Source organism: Geobacillus kaustophilus (assembly GCF_000948285.1).
GTDB classification, from domain to species: domain Bacteria; phylum Bacillota; class Bacilli; order Bacillales; family Anoxybacillaceae; genus Geobacillus; species Geobacillus thermoleovorans_A.
Window position 1 is genome coordinate 2,897,645 of sequence record NZ_JYBP01000003.1, and the last position, 15,030, is coordinate 2,912,674.

Consider the following 15,030-nt stretch of genomic DNA (forward strand, 5'->3'; position numbering starts at 1 on the left):
GTATGAAGCATGAAAAAAGAGGTGCCTGCCTATTGGGCCAATTTCCAAGCGAGAAGATCGCGCAAAAACTCGGGCATGTAATACGTTTTCTCCGCCGCCCGCTGAATCTGCGGATAAAAATGGCCGATCGCAAACATATCGGTCGTCGCCACCTCATACGTGCGCTCCGGGTCGAGCGGCTCGCCGTTGATCATAATGCGGCGGATATGCCATTGCCCATCCTCCTCGAGGTCGGCCTCAATGTCCACGCCGTTGTACACCATTTCCCCCATCACTTCGCCGCGGAAGCCAAATCCTTTAAACCGCAAATGCTTCATCCGTTCCGTGTTGGCCTCAAGCATAATCTCTTTGAGCTCCGCGCCGCGCAGCTTCACCTTGCACGGGTTGAGCGGATGCGGGCAAATGCGGTGCAAATCTTTTTTCGTCACGGGACCTTTGGAAAGCGGCGCCAGCAGCACGCCGGCGTTGACCATCCCGATGTCCGCCTGGCACCATTCACGCAAAGCGGAAGCGAGCAAATTCGCGAGCGGCGACGGAGCGAACCAGTCCAGCGGCAAGCCATCATGGAGCACGGCGACTCGTTCCGCTTCGAGCCGCGCCAAGCTTTCCTGCTCGAGGCAAGCAAGATGGCGCTCGACCTCTTCGGAACGTGGCAATGGTTCGACATCCACGACCGTCGCGGATGCCCTGGACAGCCGGTTTTGGCCAATCTCCAGCTTGACCACCCCGACATATTTTCCGTATTTCCCCGCCGCGCAAAGCAGCGTTTGATTCAATGTTTTTCCTTCTGGAAAGACATGGTGGGTGTGAGCGCCTAAAACAATATCCACGCCCGGGATCGTCGCAGCGATTTTTTCATCCTCATTCACCCCAAGATGGGATAAGACGACTACGCAATCGGCCTGCCGCTTCACTTCCTCCACCGCCGCCGCCAACAGATCAAACGGCGGGGCAATCTTCCAGCCGAGCAGCTCGTAAAAATGAGAAAACGGAGCGGTGGCGCCGACCACCCCAATGCGAAACGCCTCCGTCGCCGGGATGACGACATACGGCAGCGCCCAATGCGGCCGCACGCCGTCGCGGCGAAACAAATTGGCGACAACGACCGGAAACCGAGCCTGTTCGTACAGCGTATCCAGTTCATCATGATCAAGGGTGATCCCTTCGTTGTTGCCAATCGTCACCGCGTCGTACCCAAGCCGATTGAGCAGCTCAACATTCGCCTTTCCCCGCGTCGCCTCGGTAATCGGGTGAACGCGGTCGAGAAAATCACCGACATCAAATAAAAGCATCGCCTCATTGCGCGCGCGATGCTCCTGCCGCCGCTCCGATAAGAAGCGGGCGATTTGCGGCCAATGTTCAAAATGGCTGTGCACGTCGTTCGTATGATAAATGTAGACGTTTTGCTTCAATGCGCAAGCCTCCCTAGTTACGACAAACTTTCGATCACAAGCCGAAAGCCAAGCAAAACGAGCACCATCCGAAGCACGACGACAAGCATCCGGCTTGGCATCCGCTTATTGATCCACGCCCCGGTTTTCGCGCCGATCCATACGCCGGGAATGAGGGCAAGAGCAAACCACCATTGCACATTTCCCATCGCGACATGGGTCGTTGAACCGACGAGCGAGGACAAAAAAATCATCAACATCGACGTGGCGACCGCCACATGGGGCGGAAAGCGAAACAGCACGATCATCGCCGGCACCATGAGCGAGCCGCCGCCGATGCCAAACAAACCGCCGAAAAAGCCGACCACAAACGCGATGGCGATCGCCGCCGCCGGATGATAGCCGTACACGATCCCCTCCCCGTTCCGCTCCGTGTACGTGCGCACTACGCGCCGCCTCCACCACGGCGCCGGCCGCGAGCGGTGTTCGGCCTCCTCCTTCCCGCCCTCCTCCTCCGCCTCGTCCGCCGAGCGCTTCGTTTTCTTCTGGCTGAGCGACAAAAACAGCGACATGGCGATTAAAAACAGCCCAAAATACAACGAAAAATGAGCGACGCTCAGCGTATTGTTCACCCAGGCGCCGACAACGGCCCCGGGAACGCTGCCGAGGCAAAACAAGAGACCACTTCGGTAGTCGACCATGTTGTCTTTCATATACGACAATGTGGACGATAAGCCGTTGAAAATAATGACGACAAGCGACGTGCCGACCGCCGTTTGCGGCGTCACAGCCGAGAGCCAGCCGAGCGCGCCGAAAAACAAAAGCGCAGGCACGATGATCACCCCTCCGCCAAGGCCGGCCAAACTGCCGACCGTCCCCGCGATAAAGCCGATCAATAAAAGCAACATATATGCCATTTTGTCTCTCCCCCCGCTTCAAAACAAACCAAGCTGCCGCGGCGCAAGGCCCGTGTACTCAATGCCAAGCAAATCGATCAATTGTTTGGCGTTGTCGGCGGCATCGCCGCCGGAGTTGTTGTTAAACAGCACGTAAATCTGTTTCGTTTTTTTCTTTAATGCCTCTATATGGCTCACCCACTCGCTCAGCTCGCGCTCGTTGTATCGATACAAGTAGCGGACGGCGCGCCAGTTGTCCCCGGCCGTCGCCTTGTTCCACCCATGGACATTCCGTCCGTGCAGGCGGATGAGCGTCTTTTCCCGGTCGGTCGGATGCAAAACGGTCGGCACCGACCCTTCCCCCGCCTGCGGCTCGTCGCAAATCGTGTGGATCCAGCCTTCCTCTTCCATAAAACGGAGCGTTTTTTCATAAAAGCGCGGTGAAAACCACGACCGATGGCGGAACTCAAGCGCCGCCGGCACTTTTCCCATCCGCTCTTTCACCCAGCGCAAATACGCGACATGCTCGCGCCGGCAGTCAAACCAAGGCGGGAACTGAAACAGCACCATCGCCAGCTTGCCCGCTTCTTGAAACGGCGCAATCGACTCCAAAAACGCGGCAAACATCGCTTCCTTGCTTTCATAAGGAATCGGGCCGCGCTCATGTCCGGTCATTCCTTGGTATGCTTTGACGATGAACTGAAACGACGGCGGCGTCTCGCGAATCCATTTTTCCACGTTGGAACGCGGCTGAATGGCGTAAAAATACGAGTCTACTTCGACCGTCGGAAAATGGGCCGCGTATTGCAGCAACTTGTCTTTCGCCGCAAGGCCGGGCGGATACAAGCTGTCATGATCCCCCCAGCCGGTCAGTCCGATGTAAATCATCTTGATCACCAATTCGGTCGATTTCCAGCTATCTTCACTATACCATATGCGCCACCGGCAGAAAATAAAAATGACCGCCGCACCACCAAGGGGCAGCGGCGGTTCAGAAAGTCCATATTTACAATCGAGGAACGGTTGCGATACAATGATATCCATCATTATATCAGCGACTTCATGAAGCGGCGGAAAACGAAGAAATGGATCGAAGGCATCACGGGCACGGTGATGATCGGGTTTGGCATCAAATTGGCGCTTGAAAAGGTGCAGCGCTAAACAAGAAGACCGGGCGCGGCTGAACAGATCCACCTGGCATGGAAAAGGAACGACAGGGGAGCGCCCAAAAAGAGCGCTCCCCCTTGAAACAAAACGTTCAATCCCGCTTCGTCAAGGTCGGACTGAGATTCGGATCACCGGAGACTTGAACATCACCGCGTCACCCTTCCCATTCCAGTTATAAACATCTTGGAACGAAAACAAGTCGTTTTCTCTCCATTTTCGATTAGCATGAACATAAAATGCCTCAACATCGATAGACGTTTGGGCGTGATCCGAAGGCACGATTTCAGAATAAACATATCCGAAGTGGCGGCTGTTTTCCTTGTGCAGGGAATTTTTAATCATATACCCTGCCACAGAAGATTGATAGGGCTTCCTAATATGTTGCATGCTGACGTGAGATGCATTCCGATATGTCTTGTAGGAGCTATAAAGCTGATGATAATCGACAACCGCATTTTCCGTCGTCAAAATCCCGTAAAAATCCGTCTCCTTTTCTTTCGGATCTATAAGCCATTCATACGACAAGACGACGGCGTATCGATGCTCCTCTTGATTGAGCAGGGAAACAGATAAGGTCAATTCCATGATGTTCTTTTTATGACTAGTGTAAATCGTTGATATGGTGCATAATTTCTGTTTCTCGATATCGCATCGGATCATTTGATGATCCGCCCGTTTTTTAAAAATCTCCTTCACCGTTTGCTCATCGAGCTCATGCCATTGGCTCGTCGCGCTTCTCGCACGAAAAAAATCCATCTCCTCCCGATCCATGTGCCGAATCTCTTCTTTCGTCATCCCCAGCCAAAAGAAAGCCGCAACCTCCTTGTTTTTGAGCTGTTGGTTGACTTTATTGGCGTTTTCCGGGTCTCTGATGAGGCTTTCTATCTCTTCTTGATCAAACCCTTGCCTTTTTGCATCCAAATGATAAGCCTGTACATTCATCTCCTGATGATCACAGCCAGCTAGCATTGTACACAACAAAAAATAACGGAGGATCCGTTTCAACGATAAGCCACCCTTCACCGTAAAGATCTATTCGCGGCAAATCAGACGTAATAGTATTTCATCTTGTAAAGGAAACTGCCGCGTTTGGTATTTGAATATAACTTGTTGTTCCCGAAACAGAAATTGACGCTCCTAGCGGCATCCATACACTAAATGATGAGCTCCACCCCGTCTTCATATGAGTATAATTGGCATATGCCGAAGAACTCGTCCCAGAGCTCCACACAAATTCAGCATACGTATATCCTGAGTCATCTTGCGCATGTATCCACTTCCCATTGTATTGCCAAAATTCTTGATGAGTAGGAGAATTTCTGTCTAATTTATGAACATATCCTGTAGAAAATTTATATGTCGCACCATTAAAGTACGAAGTCCTTTCTGCTACATAACCATAATTATCATAGTACTCAGTTGTCCAACTTCCAAATATTGATTCATAATCTACAGTCAAAGCTTCTTTATGTCCAGTTCCGAATAAGTCAACATGCCTTTCGTTAGAATCGTTGATCCAATCAAAATCAGAAACAATTGCATATTTCGATGAATGAGTGACAGCAACAGTCAGCTTCACCATCGATGATAAGTTTGATCCATTGCAGGTATTGTCTGGATCACATAAAGAAGTAATTAATTTTATTTTAGGATTGTTTTTTATTTTATCATAATATACCTCTCGCTGTTTTTTGTTCTCCTCAAATTCGTATTTCGTGATAGGAATTAGCTCTCCATTATTTTCATCGACTTTGAAGTACGAAACATTAACATCTATTAATTCAGGCGCCTCCATATTCTTAAAATGGTCCCAATCATTTAGTGTGAAATGTTCGATTCGTTCCTTAGTAAATCCAAATTGAGCCAAAAATAAAATATCCTTCTTTTTTAGTTTCAAATTCCTTACATCCTTATTTGTGACATGCTCCCACCACCTACGCTTCGCTTAGAGGTGGGGGCTTCTCAGGTAATCCCATCTCATGACAGGAAGTTGACTGAGCGATCCCCGTGTGTCCCACGGTTCGAGGACAAGTTAGGCTATCGCTAATCGTTTCATTCCCTCATGTTTGATATTGATTGCCGCATTGACGTCCCTGTCGCTCTCAAATCCACATTCACAGCGGAATGTACGCTCAGAAAGCGATAAAGATTCCTTTACTTGACCGCAACATGAACAAGTTTTAGATGACGGAAACCACTTATCTATTTTGATAAGCTTTTTCCCTTGCTCCTCTAACTTGTATTGGAGAAATGTCGTGAACATCCCCCAGCCGTTGTCATGAACGCTCTTGCCGAAATTCAGGACTTGCGACATCCCTTTCATGTTGAGGTCTTCGATGACCACGCAATCATAAAGTTTCGCTAATTGGTGCGACTCCTTATGCAGAAAGTCTTTTCGTTGGTTCGCCATTTTTTCATGTAGCTTTGCAATTTTCAGACGCTGTTTATGCCAACGATTAGACCCTTTCTTTCGGCGTGATAACATCCGTTGTTCTTTCGCTAATTTTTCCAATGTTTTCCGATAGAAACGAGGATAATTGGCTCTCTTACCCTCGCTATCGACATACAGCGTATTCATGGAAAAATCAAGCCCAACAACCGTTTGTATTTCTTTTGGTGCAGGTTGATGTTCGTACTCTGTAAGAATAGAAACATAGTATTTTCCTGTTTTTGTTTTCGTGATCGTACAAGCCTTGATGATATGGTGGGCAGGAATCTCCCGATGTTGCTTGAACTTGACCCATTTCAGTTTGGGTAACTTGATATAGCCATCTGAAAGTTTAATATTGCCATTGACCACATTTGTGGTGTACGACTGTTTCGCCTTGCGGTTTTTGAACTTTGGAAATCCAGCACGACCCGAAAAGAAATTTTGAAACGCTTTCTGCAAATTCAATTGGGCGTTTGCCAGCGCAAGGCTATCCACTTCTTTAAGCCAAGGAAACTCCTTTTTGTACTTGGCAGGGGTCGGAAATGTTTGTTTTTTCAAAGCTTCTTTGTCGTCTTTGAACTTTTCATAAATTTGTATGCGTTCTTCAAGCATTTTGTTATAAACGAAACGGACACAACCGAAGGTTTTGGCAAGCAGCTGTTCTTGTTCTTTTGTTGGGTACAAGCGGAACTGATAGGCTTTGTTTACCATATCGACACCACATCACTTCATCCCTTGATTTTCTATATATTTTATGTAGATGAGCAAATTCACTAACAAAAATTTGTAATCAAACAAAAAAGGAAACATACACCAGACTCCTTGGTTAGAATAGGTGTGCTACCAACTATCCACAAGGAGGTTCATGTTTCATGAATCGATGAGCACATCACCAAGGAATCTACAAGCTTTTCTTCATTATTTTGGGGTTAACGCTGCAACTTTCCAAACCAGTCTTGAAGCATCTCGTTCACCTTATCGCTGCCTTGACCACCAAGAGATGTTCGGGAACCATTAATGGAGTTTTCGCCCAAATCATTGAACCACGTTGAGCCACTTTTTCACGAAAAGCCATTGGGACGAGGAAAAGCGGCTTGAGAAACTCCAAGAGTGGAGCCTTTGCCGGATCGAACGCCTGACCAAACGGAAGAATCAGACCCTTTTACCTTTCAATCGATGATACGATTTGCCAAAAAAAAACGAAGCCTTCGTCACGGGCTGCACACGCCATTCAAAGGTGCGGTTGACATTTGTTTCACAAAGATCATCAATCGGTCTGGGGGCATTCGCTCGTTTGGCTGATAGTACACACCATCACGCAAGCGTTTCCGTTCGAGTTCCACTTGTATGACAAGAAGGCGAGAAGAAGCAAAATTGACCTAGCGATCGAGATGCTTTCCTCGATCAAGATGAAGCGGAACCAGCCGATGACACCGGAGCATCTCCATTGCGTCTTGAGCACCGGACCGAGAGCTAGGCGATGAAGAGATCTTACGTTACTGCGCCCAGCGCTGGACGATCGAATGCCTTTTCCGGCAGGCGAAAGAGCAGCTGAAGCCCGATGGATATCGGATTCGCCGTATTCGGACGGTGAAACGGTATTGGGTGGTGATGCTCTCCTGCGTGTACAGCATCGCTGAATCTCAACACACCGTTTTCGCTGGACTAGATCTTCTTTGATCGAGGAAAGGCCACAGCGTCATCGAGTTCATTTATGATATCGAGAAGGAGGATATGACCATTGATGTAGTCAAAAAACAGTTCCGCATCGTGTAAGAGGGTCTCTGTTTGTCTCTTTTAACCATAGAAATTATTGTAGTGAAAAATGCTCATCCACAGTTTAATTGTAGAAAAAAAATTATTTGTCAATAAAAAGTTGCACTTAACTTAAACATCTCTTTCGTAGTCCCTATCGGGAAAAATGAATAAAATCATGTTTTTAATACATGGCTGTTAACTTCACGCCTAAAAAGGCTACTAAGCCGAGAGATCGTACACGGCTGAACAGAGCCGCCAGGCATGGAAAAGGAACGACAGGGGAGCGCCCAAAAAGAGCGCTCCCCTAAAAACATGCTCCCATGAAGGAGGAATGGCCTGCGGGGCGGCCTTGGCGCTTCCGGAGATCAAGCGCCGGCCGCTCCCTTGCTTTGTCCTGCGTCGATCATGCGGGCGTTTTGTGGGGGAAGCGCCCGCAAACGAGCGCTCCAACCCTGCTTCATCAAGCTTATCCGATGCTTCCTTCCATCTCGAACTTGATCAACCGGTTCATCTCGACTGCGTATTCCATCGGCAGCTCTCTTGTGAACGGCTCGATGAAGCCCATGACGATCATTTCCGTCGCTTCCTGCTCGGAAATGCCGCGGCTCATCAAGTAGAACAGCTGCTCTTCGGAGACTTTCGACACTTTCGCTTCGTGTTCGAGCGACACGTTGTCGTTGAGAATCTCGTTGTACGGAATCGTGTCCGACGTCGACTGGTTGTCGAGAATGAGCGTATCGCATTCGATGTTGGAGCGCGAGCCGGACGCTTTGCGGCCGAAATGGACCATCCCGCGATACGTCACCTTTCCGCCTTGTTTCGAGATCGACTTCGAGACGATCGTCGACGATGTATTCGGCGCCAGATGGATCATTTTCGCCCCGGCGTCTTGGTGCTGGCCTTTGCCGGCGATGGCGATCGACAGCGTCAAGCCGCGCGCCCCTTCGCCTTTTAAGATGACGGCCGGGTATTTCATCGTCAGCTTCGAGCCGATGTTGCCGTCAATCCATTCCATTGTCGCGTTTTCTTCGCAGACGGCGCGCTTCGTCACCAAGTTGAAGACGTTGTTCGCCCAGTTTTGGATCGTCGTGTAGCGGCAGTAGGCGCCTTTTTTGACGATGATTTCCACGACTGCGCTATGGAGCGAGTTCGTCGTATAAATCGGCGCTGTACAGCCTTCGACGTAATGGACGTGCGCCCCTTCGTCGACGATGATGAGCGTCCGTTCAAACTGCCCCATGTTTTCCGAGTTGATGCGGAAGTACGCCTGAAGCGGCGTATCGACTTTGACGCCTTTCGGGACGTAGATGAACGAACCGCCCGACCAGACGGCCGAGTTGAGCGCGGCAAATTTGTTGTCCGTCGGCGGCACGACTTTGGCGAAATACTCGCGGAACAAATCTTCGTTTTCCTTGAGCGCCGAGTCGGTGTCTTTAAAGATGACGCCAAGCTTTTCGAGGTCTTCTTTCATGTTGTGGTAGACGACTTCGGATTCGTATTGCGCCGAGACGCCGGCCAAATATTTTTGTTCCGCCTCTGGAATCCCTAATTTATCGAACGTCGCTTTGATCTCCGCCGGCACTTCATCCCACGAGCGGCCCGATTTTTCCGTCGGCTTGACGTAGTACGTAATTTCATCAAAATCGAGGCTTGACAAGTCGCCGCCCCATTGCGGCATCGGTTTGCTGTAGAAGATGTCGAGCGCTTTTAAGCGGAACTCGAGCATCCATTGCGGCTCGTTTTTCATCCGCGAAATTTCTTCGACGACTTCGCGCGTCAAGCCGCGCTGGGCGCGGAAGACGGAGACGTCCTTGTCGACGAAGCCGTACTTGTATTCACCGATTTCCGGGGCTTTTTTCGCCATCTCGGTTCACCCTCCTTCATGTTCATTGATTGTTGAGGCCTTTTTCGAGCGCTTTCCACGCCAATGTCGCGCATTTGATGCGGGCGGGAAATTTGGAAACGCCTTGAAGCGCCTCGATGTCGCCAAGGTCGACGGAATCGTCGTACTCTTTCCCTTGGATCATGTCGGAAAAAATGTGGGCGAGCCGAAGCGCTTCCTCCACCGTTTTTCCTTTGATCGCCTGCGTCATCATCGACGCCGACGACATCGAAATCGAACAGCCTTCCCCTTCAAATTTGACGTCGGCGACTTTTCCGTCCTCGACTTTCATCGTCAAGTGGATGCGGTCGCCGCACGTCGGGTTGTTCATGTTGACGTCGACGTTCGTTCCTTCAAGCACCCCGCGGTTGCGCGGGTTTTTATAATGGTCCATAATGACTTGGCGGTAAAGCTGATCCAGCGGATGGTTAGAAGACATGGCTGAAGTACTCCTTCGCTTTCTGTAATGCGGCCACAAACCGGTCGATTTCCTCTTTCGTGTTGTACAGATAGAAGCTTGCCCGGGCGGTCGCCGTCACATGAAGCCATTTCATGAGCGGCTGGGCGCAATGGTGGCCGGCGCGGATGGCGATCCCTTCGGCGTCAAGGACGGTCGCCACATCGTGCGGATGCACCCCGTCGATGTTGAACGTGACAAGCCCCGCCCGCTCTTTCGGACCGTAGACGGTGACGCCTTCGATGTCCGCCATTCGTTCAAGCGCATATTGCGCCAGCTCGTGCTCGTGGGCGGCGATGGCGTCCAAGCCGACTTGCTCGAGGAAATCGATCGCCGCGCCAAGGCCGATCGCCCCAGCGATGATCGGCGTGCCGCCTTCAAACTTCCACGGCAGCTCTTTCCACGTCGAATCGTACAGATCGACGAAATCGATCATTTCCCCGCCGAACTCGACCGGCTCCATCTGCTCAAGCCATTTCTTTTTGCCATATAATACGCCGATTCCCGTCGGCCCGCACATTTTATGGCCGGAAAACGCCAAAAAGTCGCAATCGAGCTCTTGGACGTCGATTTTCATATGCGGAGCGCTTTGCGCCGCATCGACGACGACGACCGCCCCGCGCTCATGGGCGAGGCGGGCGATCTCCCGCACCGGATTGATCGTCCCGAGCACGTTCGACACATGAGCGATGGCGACAATCTTCGCCGCTTTGGTGATGGTCGCTTCGACATCGCCCCAATCGATCGTGCCGTCTTCCTGCAGCGGAATATATTTCAGCGTCGCGCCCGTTTGCTTCGCCAGCTGCTGCCATGGGATCAAGTTGCTGTGATGCTCCATGTACGTGATGACGATCTCGTCGCCTTCTTTGACATTGGCGCGCCCGTAGCTTGCAGCGACCAAGTTGAGCGACGCCGTCGTGCCGCGCGTAAAAATGATTTCCTGCGCCGATTGGGCGTTTAAAAACCGCCGCACTTTTTCGCGCGCTCCTTCATATGCGTCGGTCGCTTTCGTCCCAAGCGTATGGACGCCGCGATGGACGTTCGAGTTGTATTCGCGGTAATAGCGGTCAAGCGCCTCGATCACCGGCAGCGGCTTTTGCGACGTTGCCGCGCTGTCAAAATAAATGAGCGGATGGCCGTTGACTTGTTGGTGCAAAATCGGAAACAACGCGCGAATTTCGTTGACATTCATGATTGAACTTTCCTTTCAATCACTTCGATTAATTGGTTTTTCACGCCTTCAATCGGAATCGCTTCGACAACCGGCGCCAAAAAGCCGTGGATGATGAGTCGTTCCGCGTCGCGTCTCGGAATGCCGCGGCTCATTAAGTAATACAATTGAATCGGATCGACGCGTCCCACCGATGCCGCGTGGCCAGCCATGACGTCGTCTTCATCAATGAGCAAAATCGGGTTCGCATCGCCGCGCGCTTTTTCGCTCAGCATCAAGACGCGCGACTCTTGCTCGGCGTTTGACTTCGACGCGCCGTGCTCAATTTTGCCGATGCCGTTGAAAATTGAGGTCGCGCTGTCGCGGACGACGCCGTGTTTTAAAATGCTTCCTTCTGTATGCTTGCCGTAATGAATAATGCTGGTCGTAAAGTTTTGCACTTGCTCGCCGCGGCTGACCGCGACCGTTTTCGCATCGCCGAACGAGCCGTCGCCGACAAGGCGGGTGATGTTCTCGGAGACCGTGTTGCCGTCATTCATCAGCCCGAGCGCCCATTCGATCCGTCCGTCGCGCCCAGCAATGCCGCGCCGATTGACATACGTCGTTGTGCCTTTTGCCAAATGGTCGACGGCGGCGAAAAAGACGCTTGCGTTCGCTTGGGCAAACACCTCGGCGACCACATTGGCGACCGCTTTTCCTTCCCTGCTTGCCGATATATAGTTTTCGACAAACACGACGCGGCTGTTGTCTTCCGCGACAACGATGACGTGGTTGAACAAGGCGATGTCATCCTCATCTTGAATGTAGACGGCTTGAAGCGGCGTTTCGATCTCCACGTTTTTCGGAACGTAAACGAACACGCCGCCGTTAAACAGCGCCGCATGGAGCGCGGCGAGGCGGTGCTCATCCGGCTTGACAGCCCTCATAAAATAGTTTTTCAGCAAGTCGCCATGCTCGCTCGCTGCTGTGAAGATGTCGGTGAAAATGACGCCTTTTTCTTTCAACTCATCGGACAGCGACACGTACGCCGGCGTATGGTTGCGCTGCACGTACAAGTTTTTCGTTCCTTCGCCTGCTTCAATGAGCGCCTTGACCGCTTCCGGCAAATCGTCAAGACCATCATACGGCGCGCTGTCGACCGTGTGGCGGGCGAACTCGGTGAAATTCCATTTGTCGATTTTCGTTTTCTCCGGTTTCGGAAGCGGCAGCCGCTCCGCCAGCTCAAGCGCCTCAAGGCGCCGTACCGTCAGCCAGTCCGGCTCGCCGCGACCGCTTGAGAACGTGCGGATGTATGACTGCTCAAATGGGATTTTCGTTTCTGTCGCCATAATCCTCCTCCTAACGCTTACGCTTCTTGTCCGACCGTTTCGTCTTCGATGCCAAGCTCTTTTTTGATCCAGTCGTACCCTTCGGCCTCAAGCCGCTGCGCCAGTTCCGGACCGCCCGATTTGACGATGCGCCCTTGCATCATGACGTGCACGTAATCCGGCGTGATGTAGTTCAATAACCGTTGGTAGTGAGTGATGATCAAACAGCCGAATTCGCTGCTGCGCATTTCGTTGACGCCTTTGGCCACAATTTTCAGCGCGTCAATGTCCAATCCGGAGTCGATCTCGTCCAAAATGGCGATTTTCGGCTCGAGCATCATCAATTGCAAAATTTCGTTCCGCTTTTTCTCCCCGCCCGAGAATCCTTCGTTCAAGTAACGGTGCGCCATATCCGGGTTCATTTCGAGAAACGCCATTTTTTCATCGAGCTTGCGGATGAATTTCATGAGCGAAATTTCGTTGCCCTCCCCAAGCCGGGCATTGATCGCAGCGCGCAAAAAGTCGGCGTTCGTCACTCCGCTGATTTCGCTTGGGTATTGCATCGCCAAAAACAGGCCGGCGCGCGCCCGCTCATCGACTTCCATCTCCAAGACGTTTTGGCCGTCAAGCGTAATCTCGCCCTCGGTCACCTCATATTTCGGATGGCCCATAACGGCCGATGCCAGCGTCGATTTCCCCGTCCCGTTCGGACCCATGATGGCGTGGATTTCCCCGCCTTTTACTTCCAAGTCCACTCCTTTTAAAATTTCTTTTCCCTCCACGGAGACGTGAAGATTTCGAATCGTCAATACTGCCATGCAGCATACCTCCAATTCCCGCTTGAAAGTAATCGTAGCTCGCTCGTCTTCTAGCGATCGCTCATTCTCAATTTATTCTCATTATAATTTTATAACAAATGAAAACTGCCTGCAACTTTCTCGCTCTGTTTTCACTATAACCGTGTGAAAAAACAGCGCCTTTTACTATTTTACACGAAAACCTCAAGCTTGTACGAGTTTTTGCAAAAAAAAAGACCCCGTTTTTCCGGAGTCTAGTGAGCCTCCCGCAGCTCGCCGAGGCATTCCTGCACAAGCGTCACCGCCTGGCTCATCGCCGCCCCGCCGCCAAACGCGGCCGCCACCGCGCATGCTTCCAAAATTTCTTGCTCCGACGCCCCTTCATCAAGGCAGCCTTTCGCATGGTAAATCGTGCAATACTCATCTTGCGCCGCCACGCTGATGCCAAGGGCGATCAATTGTTTTTCTTTTTTCGACAGCGCCCCTTCAGCAAAGCATGCTTCCGTAAAGGCGTTAAACCGCTCGGCCACGTTCGGAAGTTTTTGGGTGAACGCCCCAAGCCCTTCCTTGTAGTGGCGAAGCGCTGTTTCGACAGATGCGTGTGTTCGGTTGTTCATTGACTATGCCCTCCTTTTGATTCGTCCGCTGTTAGTATGCGTGCAGGAAAATCAAATTAAACGACGAATAAGATTGGAAAAAGGAGGGGAGCACATGGCGCGTTGGACAGTGTTTTTCTTGACAGCCGCCGCCGGTTCGTTCATCACCTGGATGGCGATCGTCACCGCCCTTGGCGAAAGCGGGGACGGTTCGCTCGGATTAACGGCCGTTGTCGCGCTGCAAAACTGCCTCATCATTTTGCTGCTCGTTGCTGTTTTGGAACGGTTGACAAAAAAATAACGGAAGCGGACCGCTCCCGTTATTGATTGTTTTCCGCCGCTGGAATGACGGCGCCGTGGTATTTTTCTTTGATAAAATCTTGAATTTCTTTCGATTGCAGCACTTCGACAAGCGTTTTGATTTCTTTCCGGTTTTCATCGCCTTTGCGCACCGCAATAATGTTCACATACGGATTGTTTTTCGGCGATTCAACGGCGATCGGGTCTTTCGCCGGATCCAAACCGGCATCAAGCGCATAGTTGGCGTTGATCAGCACGGCATCGCCTTCGCCGTTTTTGTAAATTTGCGGAAGCAGCCCAGCGTCGACGTCGGCCTTAAATTTCAAATGTTTCGGGTTTTCCACTATGTCGTTGACCGTCGCTTTCGTTTTATCGACGCCCGGTTTCAATTTAATGAGCCCTTTTTCTTGCAGCATCGACAAAATGCGGCCATGGTCGGCGACCGAGTTGCTCATGATGATCGTCGCACCGTCCGGCAGTTCTTCAATGCTTTTGTATTTTTTCGAGTATAAGCCGATCGGCTCGATATGAATGCCGCCGGCGTTGACGAAATCATAACCGTATTCTTTCTTTTGCGATTCTAAATACGGGATGTGTTGGAAGTAGTTGGCATCGATTTGCTTCTCCGCCAACGCTTTGTTCGGCAAGATGTAATCTTGGAATGTGATGATCTCCAAGTCGATGCCTTTTTTCTTCAAAATCGGTTTCGCTTTTTCCAAAATTTCCGCATGCGGCACGTTCGAAGCGCCGACTTTCAGCTTCACCAATTTGCCGTCTTTGCCGCCTTCCGCGTTGTCGTTCTTGTTGCCGCCGCATGCCGCCAAGGCCAACACAAGGATGGCAGCGAGCAAAACACCCAACCATTTTTTCATCGGCC

At 51.2% G+C, this 15,030-nt stretch carries 14 protein-coding genes and 2 pseudogenes; 3 read left to right on the top strand and 13 right to left on the bottom strand.

Going from position 1 to position 15,030, the window contains the following annotated elements; genetic code table 11:
• Window positions 1–29: 29 nt before the first annotated feature.
• The 3 genes from LG52_RS15005 to LG52_RS15015 are packed head-to-tail and all read right to left on the bottom strand — an operon-like array spanning window position 30 to window position 3,175.
• The gene (locus LG52_RS15005) at window positions 30–1,412 is read right to left on the bottom strand and encodes a bifunctional metallophosphatase/5'-nucleotidase (RefSeq protein WP_044732527.1); all 1,383 of its coding nucleotides are present in this window, start codon (window positions 1,410–1,412) and stop codon (window positions 30–32) included.
• 17 nt (window positions 1,413–1,429) lie between these two features.
• On the bottom strand, window positions 1,430–2,308 hold the full coding sequence (locus tag LG52_RS15010) for a sulfite exporter TauE/SafE family protein (protein ID WP_044732528.1): 879 nt from the start codon (window positions 2,306–2,308) through the stop codon (window positions 1,430–1,432).
• Window positions 2,309–2,326: 18 nt separating this feature from the next.
• A complete protein-coding gene (locus LG52_RS15015; RefSeq protein ID WP_044733308.1) occupies window positions 2,327–3,175 on the bottom strand; it encodes a DUF72 domain-containing protein in 849 nt (282 codons plus the stop codon).
• Between the two features lie 162 nt (window positions 3,176–3,337).
• On the opposite strand from LG52_RS15015, the pseudogene LG52_RS19285 reads away from it, so the two are divergent.
• Window positions 3,338–3,448, top strand: a pseudogene (locus LG52_RS19285) (LysE family translocator); the annotation flags it as partial.
• Between the two features lie 111 nt (window positions 3,449–3,559).
• Here LG52_RS19285 and LG52_RS15020 read toward each other — a convergent pair.
• The 3 genes from LG52_RS15020 to LG52_RS15030 form a co-directional block, all read right to left on the bottom strand.
• Window positions 3,560–4,459 (bottom strand): hypothetical protein, encoded by a 900-nt coding sequence (locus LG52_RS15020; protein WP_231584476.1) that lies wholly within the window; start codon window positions 4,457–4,459, stop codon window positions 3,560–3,562.
• 58 nt (window positions 4,460–4,517) lie between these two features.
• Window positions 4,518–5,351 carry a hypothetical protein gene (locus tag LG52_RS15025; protein WP_231584477.1) on the bottom strand — a complete coding sequence of 278 codons (834 nt, stop codon included), beginning with the start codon at window positions 5,349–5,351 and terminating at the stop codon, window positions 4,518–4,520.
• Window positions 5,352–5,486: 135 nt separating this feature from the next.
• Window positions 5,487–6,596 carry an RNA-guided endonuclease InsQ/TnpB family protein gene (locus tag LG52_RS15030; protein ID WP_044732530.1) on the bottom strand — a complete coding sequence of 370 codons (1,110 nt, stop codon included), beginning with the start codon at window positions 6,594–6,596 and terminating at the stop codon, window positions 5,487–5,489.
• Between the two features lie 188 nt (window positions 6,597–6,784).
• On the opposite strand from LG52_RS15030, the pseudogene LG52_RS15035 reads away from it, so the two are divergent.
• A pseudogene (locus LG52_RS15035) lies at window positions 6,785–7,661 on the top strand (IS701 family transposase).
• Window positions 7,662–8,109: 448 nt separating this feature from the next.
• On the opposite strand, the gene sufB reads toward LG52_RS15035, so the two are convergent.
• The 6 genes from sufB to LG52_RS15065 form a co-directional block, all read right to left on the bottom strand.
• Window positions 8,110–9,507: a Fe-S cluster assembly protein SufB gene (gene sufB, locus LG52_RS15040; protein WP_011232461.1), complete on the bottom strand. Its 1,398-nt coding sequence runs from the start codon at window positions 9,505–9,507 to the stop codon at window positions 8,110–8,112.
• Window positions 9,508–9,529: 22 nt separating this feature from the next.
• Window positions 9,530–9,964 (bottom strand): Fe-S cluster assembly sulfur transfer protein SufU, encoded by a 435-nt coding sequence (gene sufU, locus LG52_RS15045; protein ID WP_044732531.1) that lies wholly within the window; start codon window positions 9,962–9,964, stop codon window positions 9,530–9,532.
• On the bottom strand, window positions 9,954–11,174 hold the full coding sequence (locus tag LG52_RS15050) for a cysteine desulfurase (protein ID WP_044732532.1): 1,221 nt from the start codon (window positions 11,172–11,174) through the stop codon (window positions 9,954–9,956). Before LG52_RS15050 ends, sufU begins: the two co-directional genes overlap by 11 nt.
• A complete protein-coding gene (gene sufD / locus LG52_RS15055) occupies window positions 11,171–12,481 on the bottom strand; it encodes a Fe-S cluster assembly protein SufD (RefSeq protein ID WP_044732533.1) in 1,311 nt (436 codons plus the stop codon). The genes LG52_RS15050 and sufD overlap by 4 nt, the downstream gene beginning before the upstream one ends.
• A gap of 17 nt (window positions 12,482–12,498) precedes the next feature.
• Window positions 12,499–13,278, bottom strand: a complete 780-nt coding sequence (gene sufC, locus LG52_RS15060; RefSeq protein ID WP_044732534.1) for a Fe-S cluster assembly ATPase SufC — start codon at window positions 13,276–13,278, stop codon at window positions 12,499–12,501.
• 233 nt (window positions 13,279–13,511) lie between these two features.
• Window positions 13,512–13,874, bottom strand: coding sequence for a carboxymuconolactone decarboxylase family protein (locus tag LG52_RS15065; protein ID WP_044732535.1), 363 nt, complete (start codon window positions 13,872–13,874; stop codon window positions 13,512–13,514).
• Window positions 13,875–13,968: 94 nt separating this feature from the next.
• On the opposite strand from LG52_RS15065, the gene LG52_RS15070 reads away from it, so the two are divergent.
• Window positions 13,969–14,154 (top strand): hypothetical protein, encoded by a 186-nt coding sequence (locus LG52_RS15070; RefSeq protein WP_044732536.1) that lies wholly within the window; start codon window positions 13,969–13,971, stop codon window positions 14,152–14,154.
• Window positions 14,155–14,173: 19 nt separating this feature from the next.
• Here the strand turns inward: LG52_RS15070 and LG52_RS15075 are convergent, their stop codons facing one another.
• Entirely contained in the window at window positions 14,174–15,025 is an 852-nt protein-coding gene (locus LG52_RS15075; RefSeq protein WP_044732537.1) for a MetQ/NlpA family ABC transporter substrate-binding protein, read from the bottom strand.
• Window positions 15,026–15,030 lie beyond the last annotated feature (5 nt).

What these genes read in the sequence shown, in the direction of transcription:
- LG52_RS15010 (WP_044732528.1), bottom strand. Translation starts at nt 2,308, where the DNA reads ATGGCATATATGTTGCTTTTATTGATCGGCTTTATCGCGGGGACGGTC.
- LG52_RS15075 (WP_044732537.1), bottom strand. Translation starts at nt 15,025, where the DNA reads ATGAAAAAATGGTTGGGTGTTTTGCTCGCTGCCATCCTTGTGTTGGCC.
- LG52_RS15030 (WP_044732530.1), bottom strand. Translation starts at nt 6,596, where the DNA reads ATGGTAAACAAAGCCTATCAGTTCCGCTTGTACCCAACAAAAGAACAA.
- LG52_RS15015 (WP_044733308.1), bottom strand. Translation starts at nt 3,175, where the DNA reads ATGATTTACATCGGACTGACCGGCTGGGGGGATCATGACAGCTTGTAT.
- LG52_RS15050 (WP_044732532.1), bottom strand. Translation starts at nt 11,174, where the DNA reads ATGAATGTCAACGAAATTCGCGCGTTGTTTCCGATTTTGCACCAACAA.
- sufD (WP_044732533.1), bottom strand. Translation starts at nt 12,481, where the DNA reads ATGGCGACAGAAACGAAAATCCCATTTGAGCAGTCATACATCCGCACG.
- sufB (WP_011232461.1), bottom strand. Translation starts at nt 9,507, where the DNA reads ATGGCGAAAAAAGCCCCGGAAATCGGTGAATACAAGTACGGCTTCGTC.
- sufC (WP_044732534.1), bottom strand. Translation starts at nt 13,278, where the DNA reads ATGGCAGTATTGACGATTCGAAATCTTCACGTCTCCGTGGAGGGAAAA.
- sufU (WP_044732531.1), bottom strand. Translation starts at nt 9,964, where the DNA reads ATGTCTTCTAACCATCCGCTGGATCAGCTTTACCGCCAAGTCATTATG.
- LG52_RS15070 (WP_044732536.1), top strand. Translation starts at nt 13,969, where the DNA reads ATGGCGCGTTGGACAGTGTTTTTCTTGACAGCCGCCGCCGGTTCGTTC.
- LG52_RS15065 (WP_044732535.1), bottom strand. Translation starts at nt 13,874, where the DNA reads ATGAACAACCGAACACACGCATCTGTCGAAACAGCGCTTCGCCACTAC.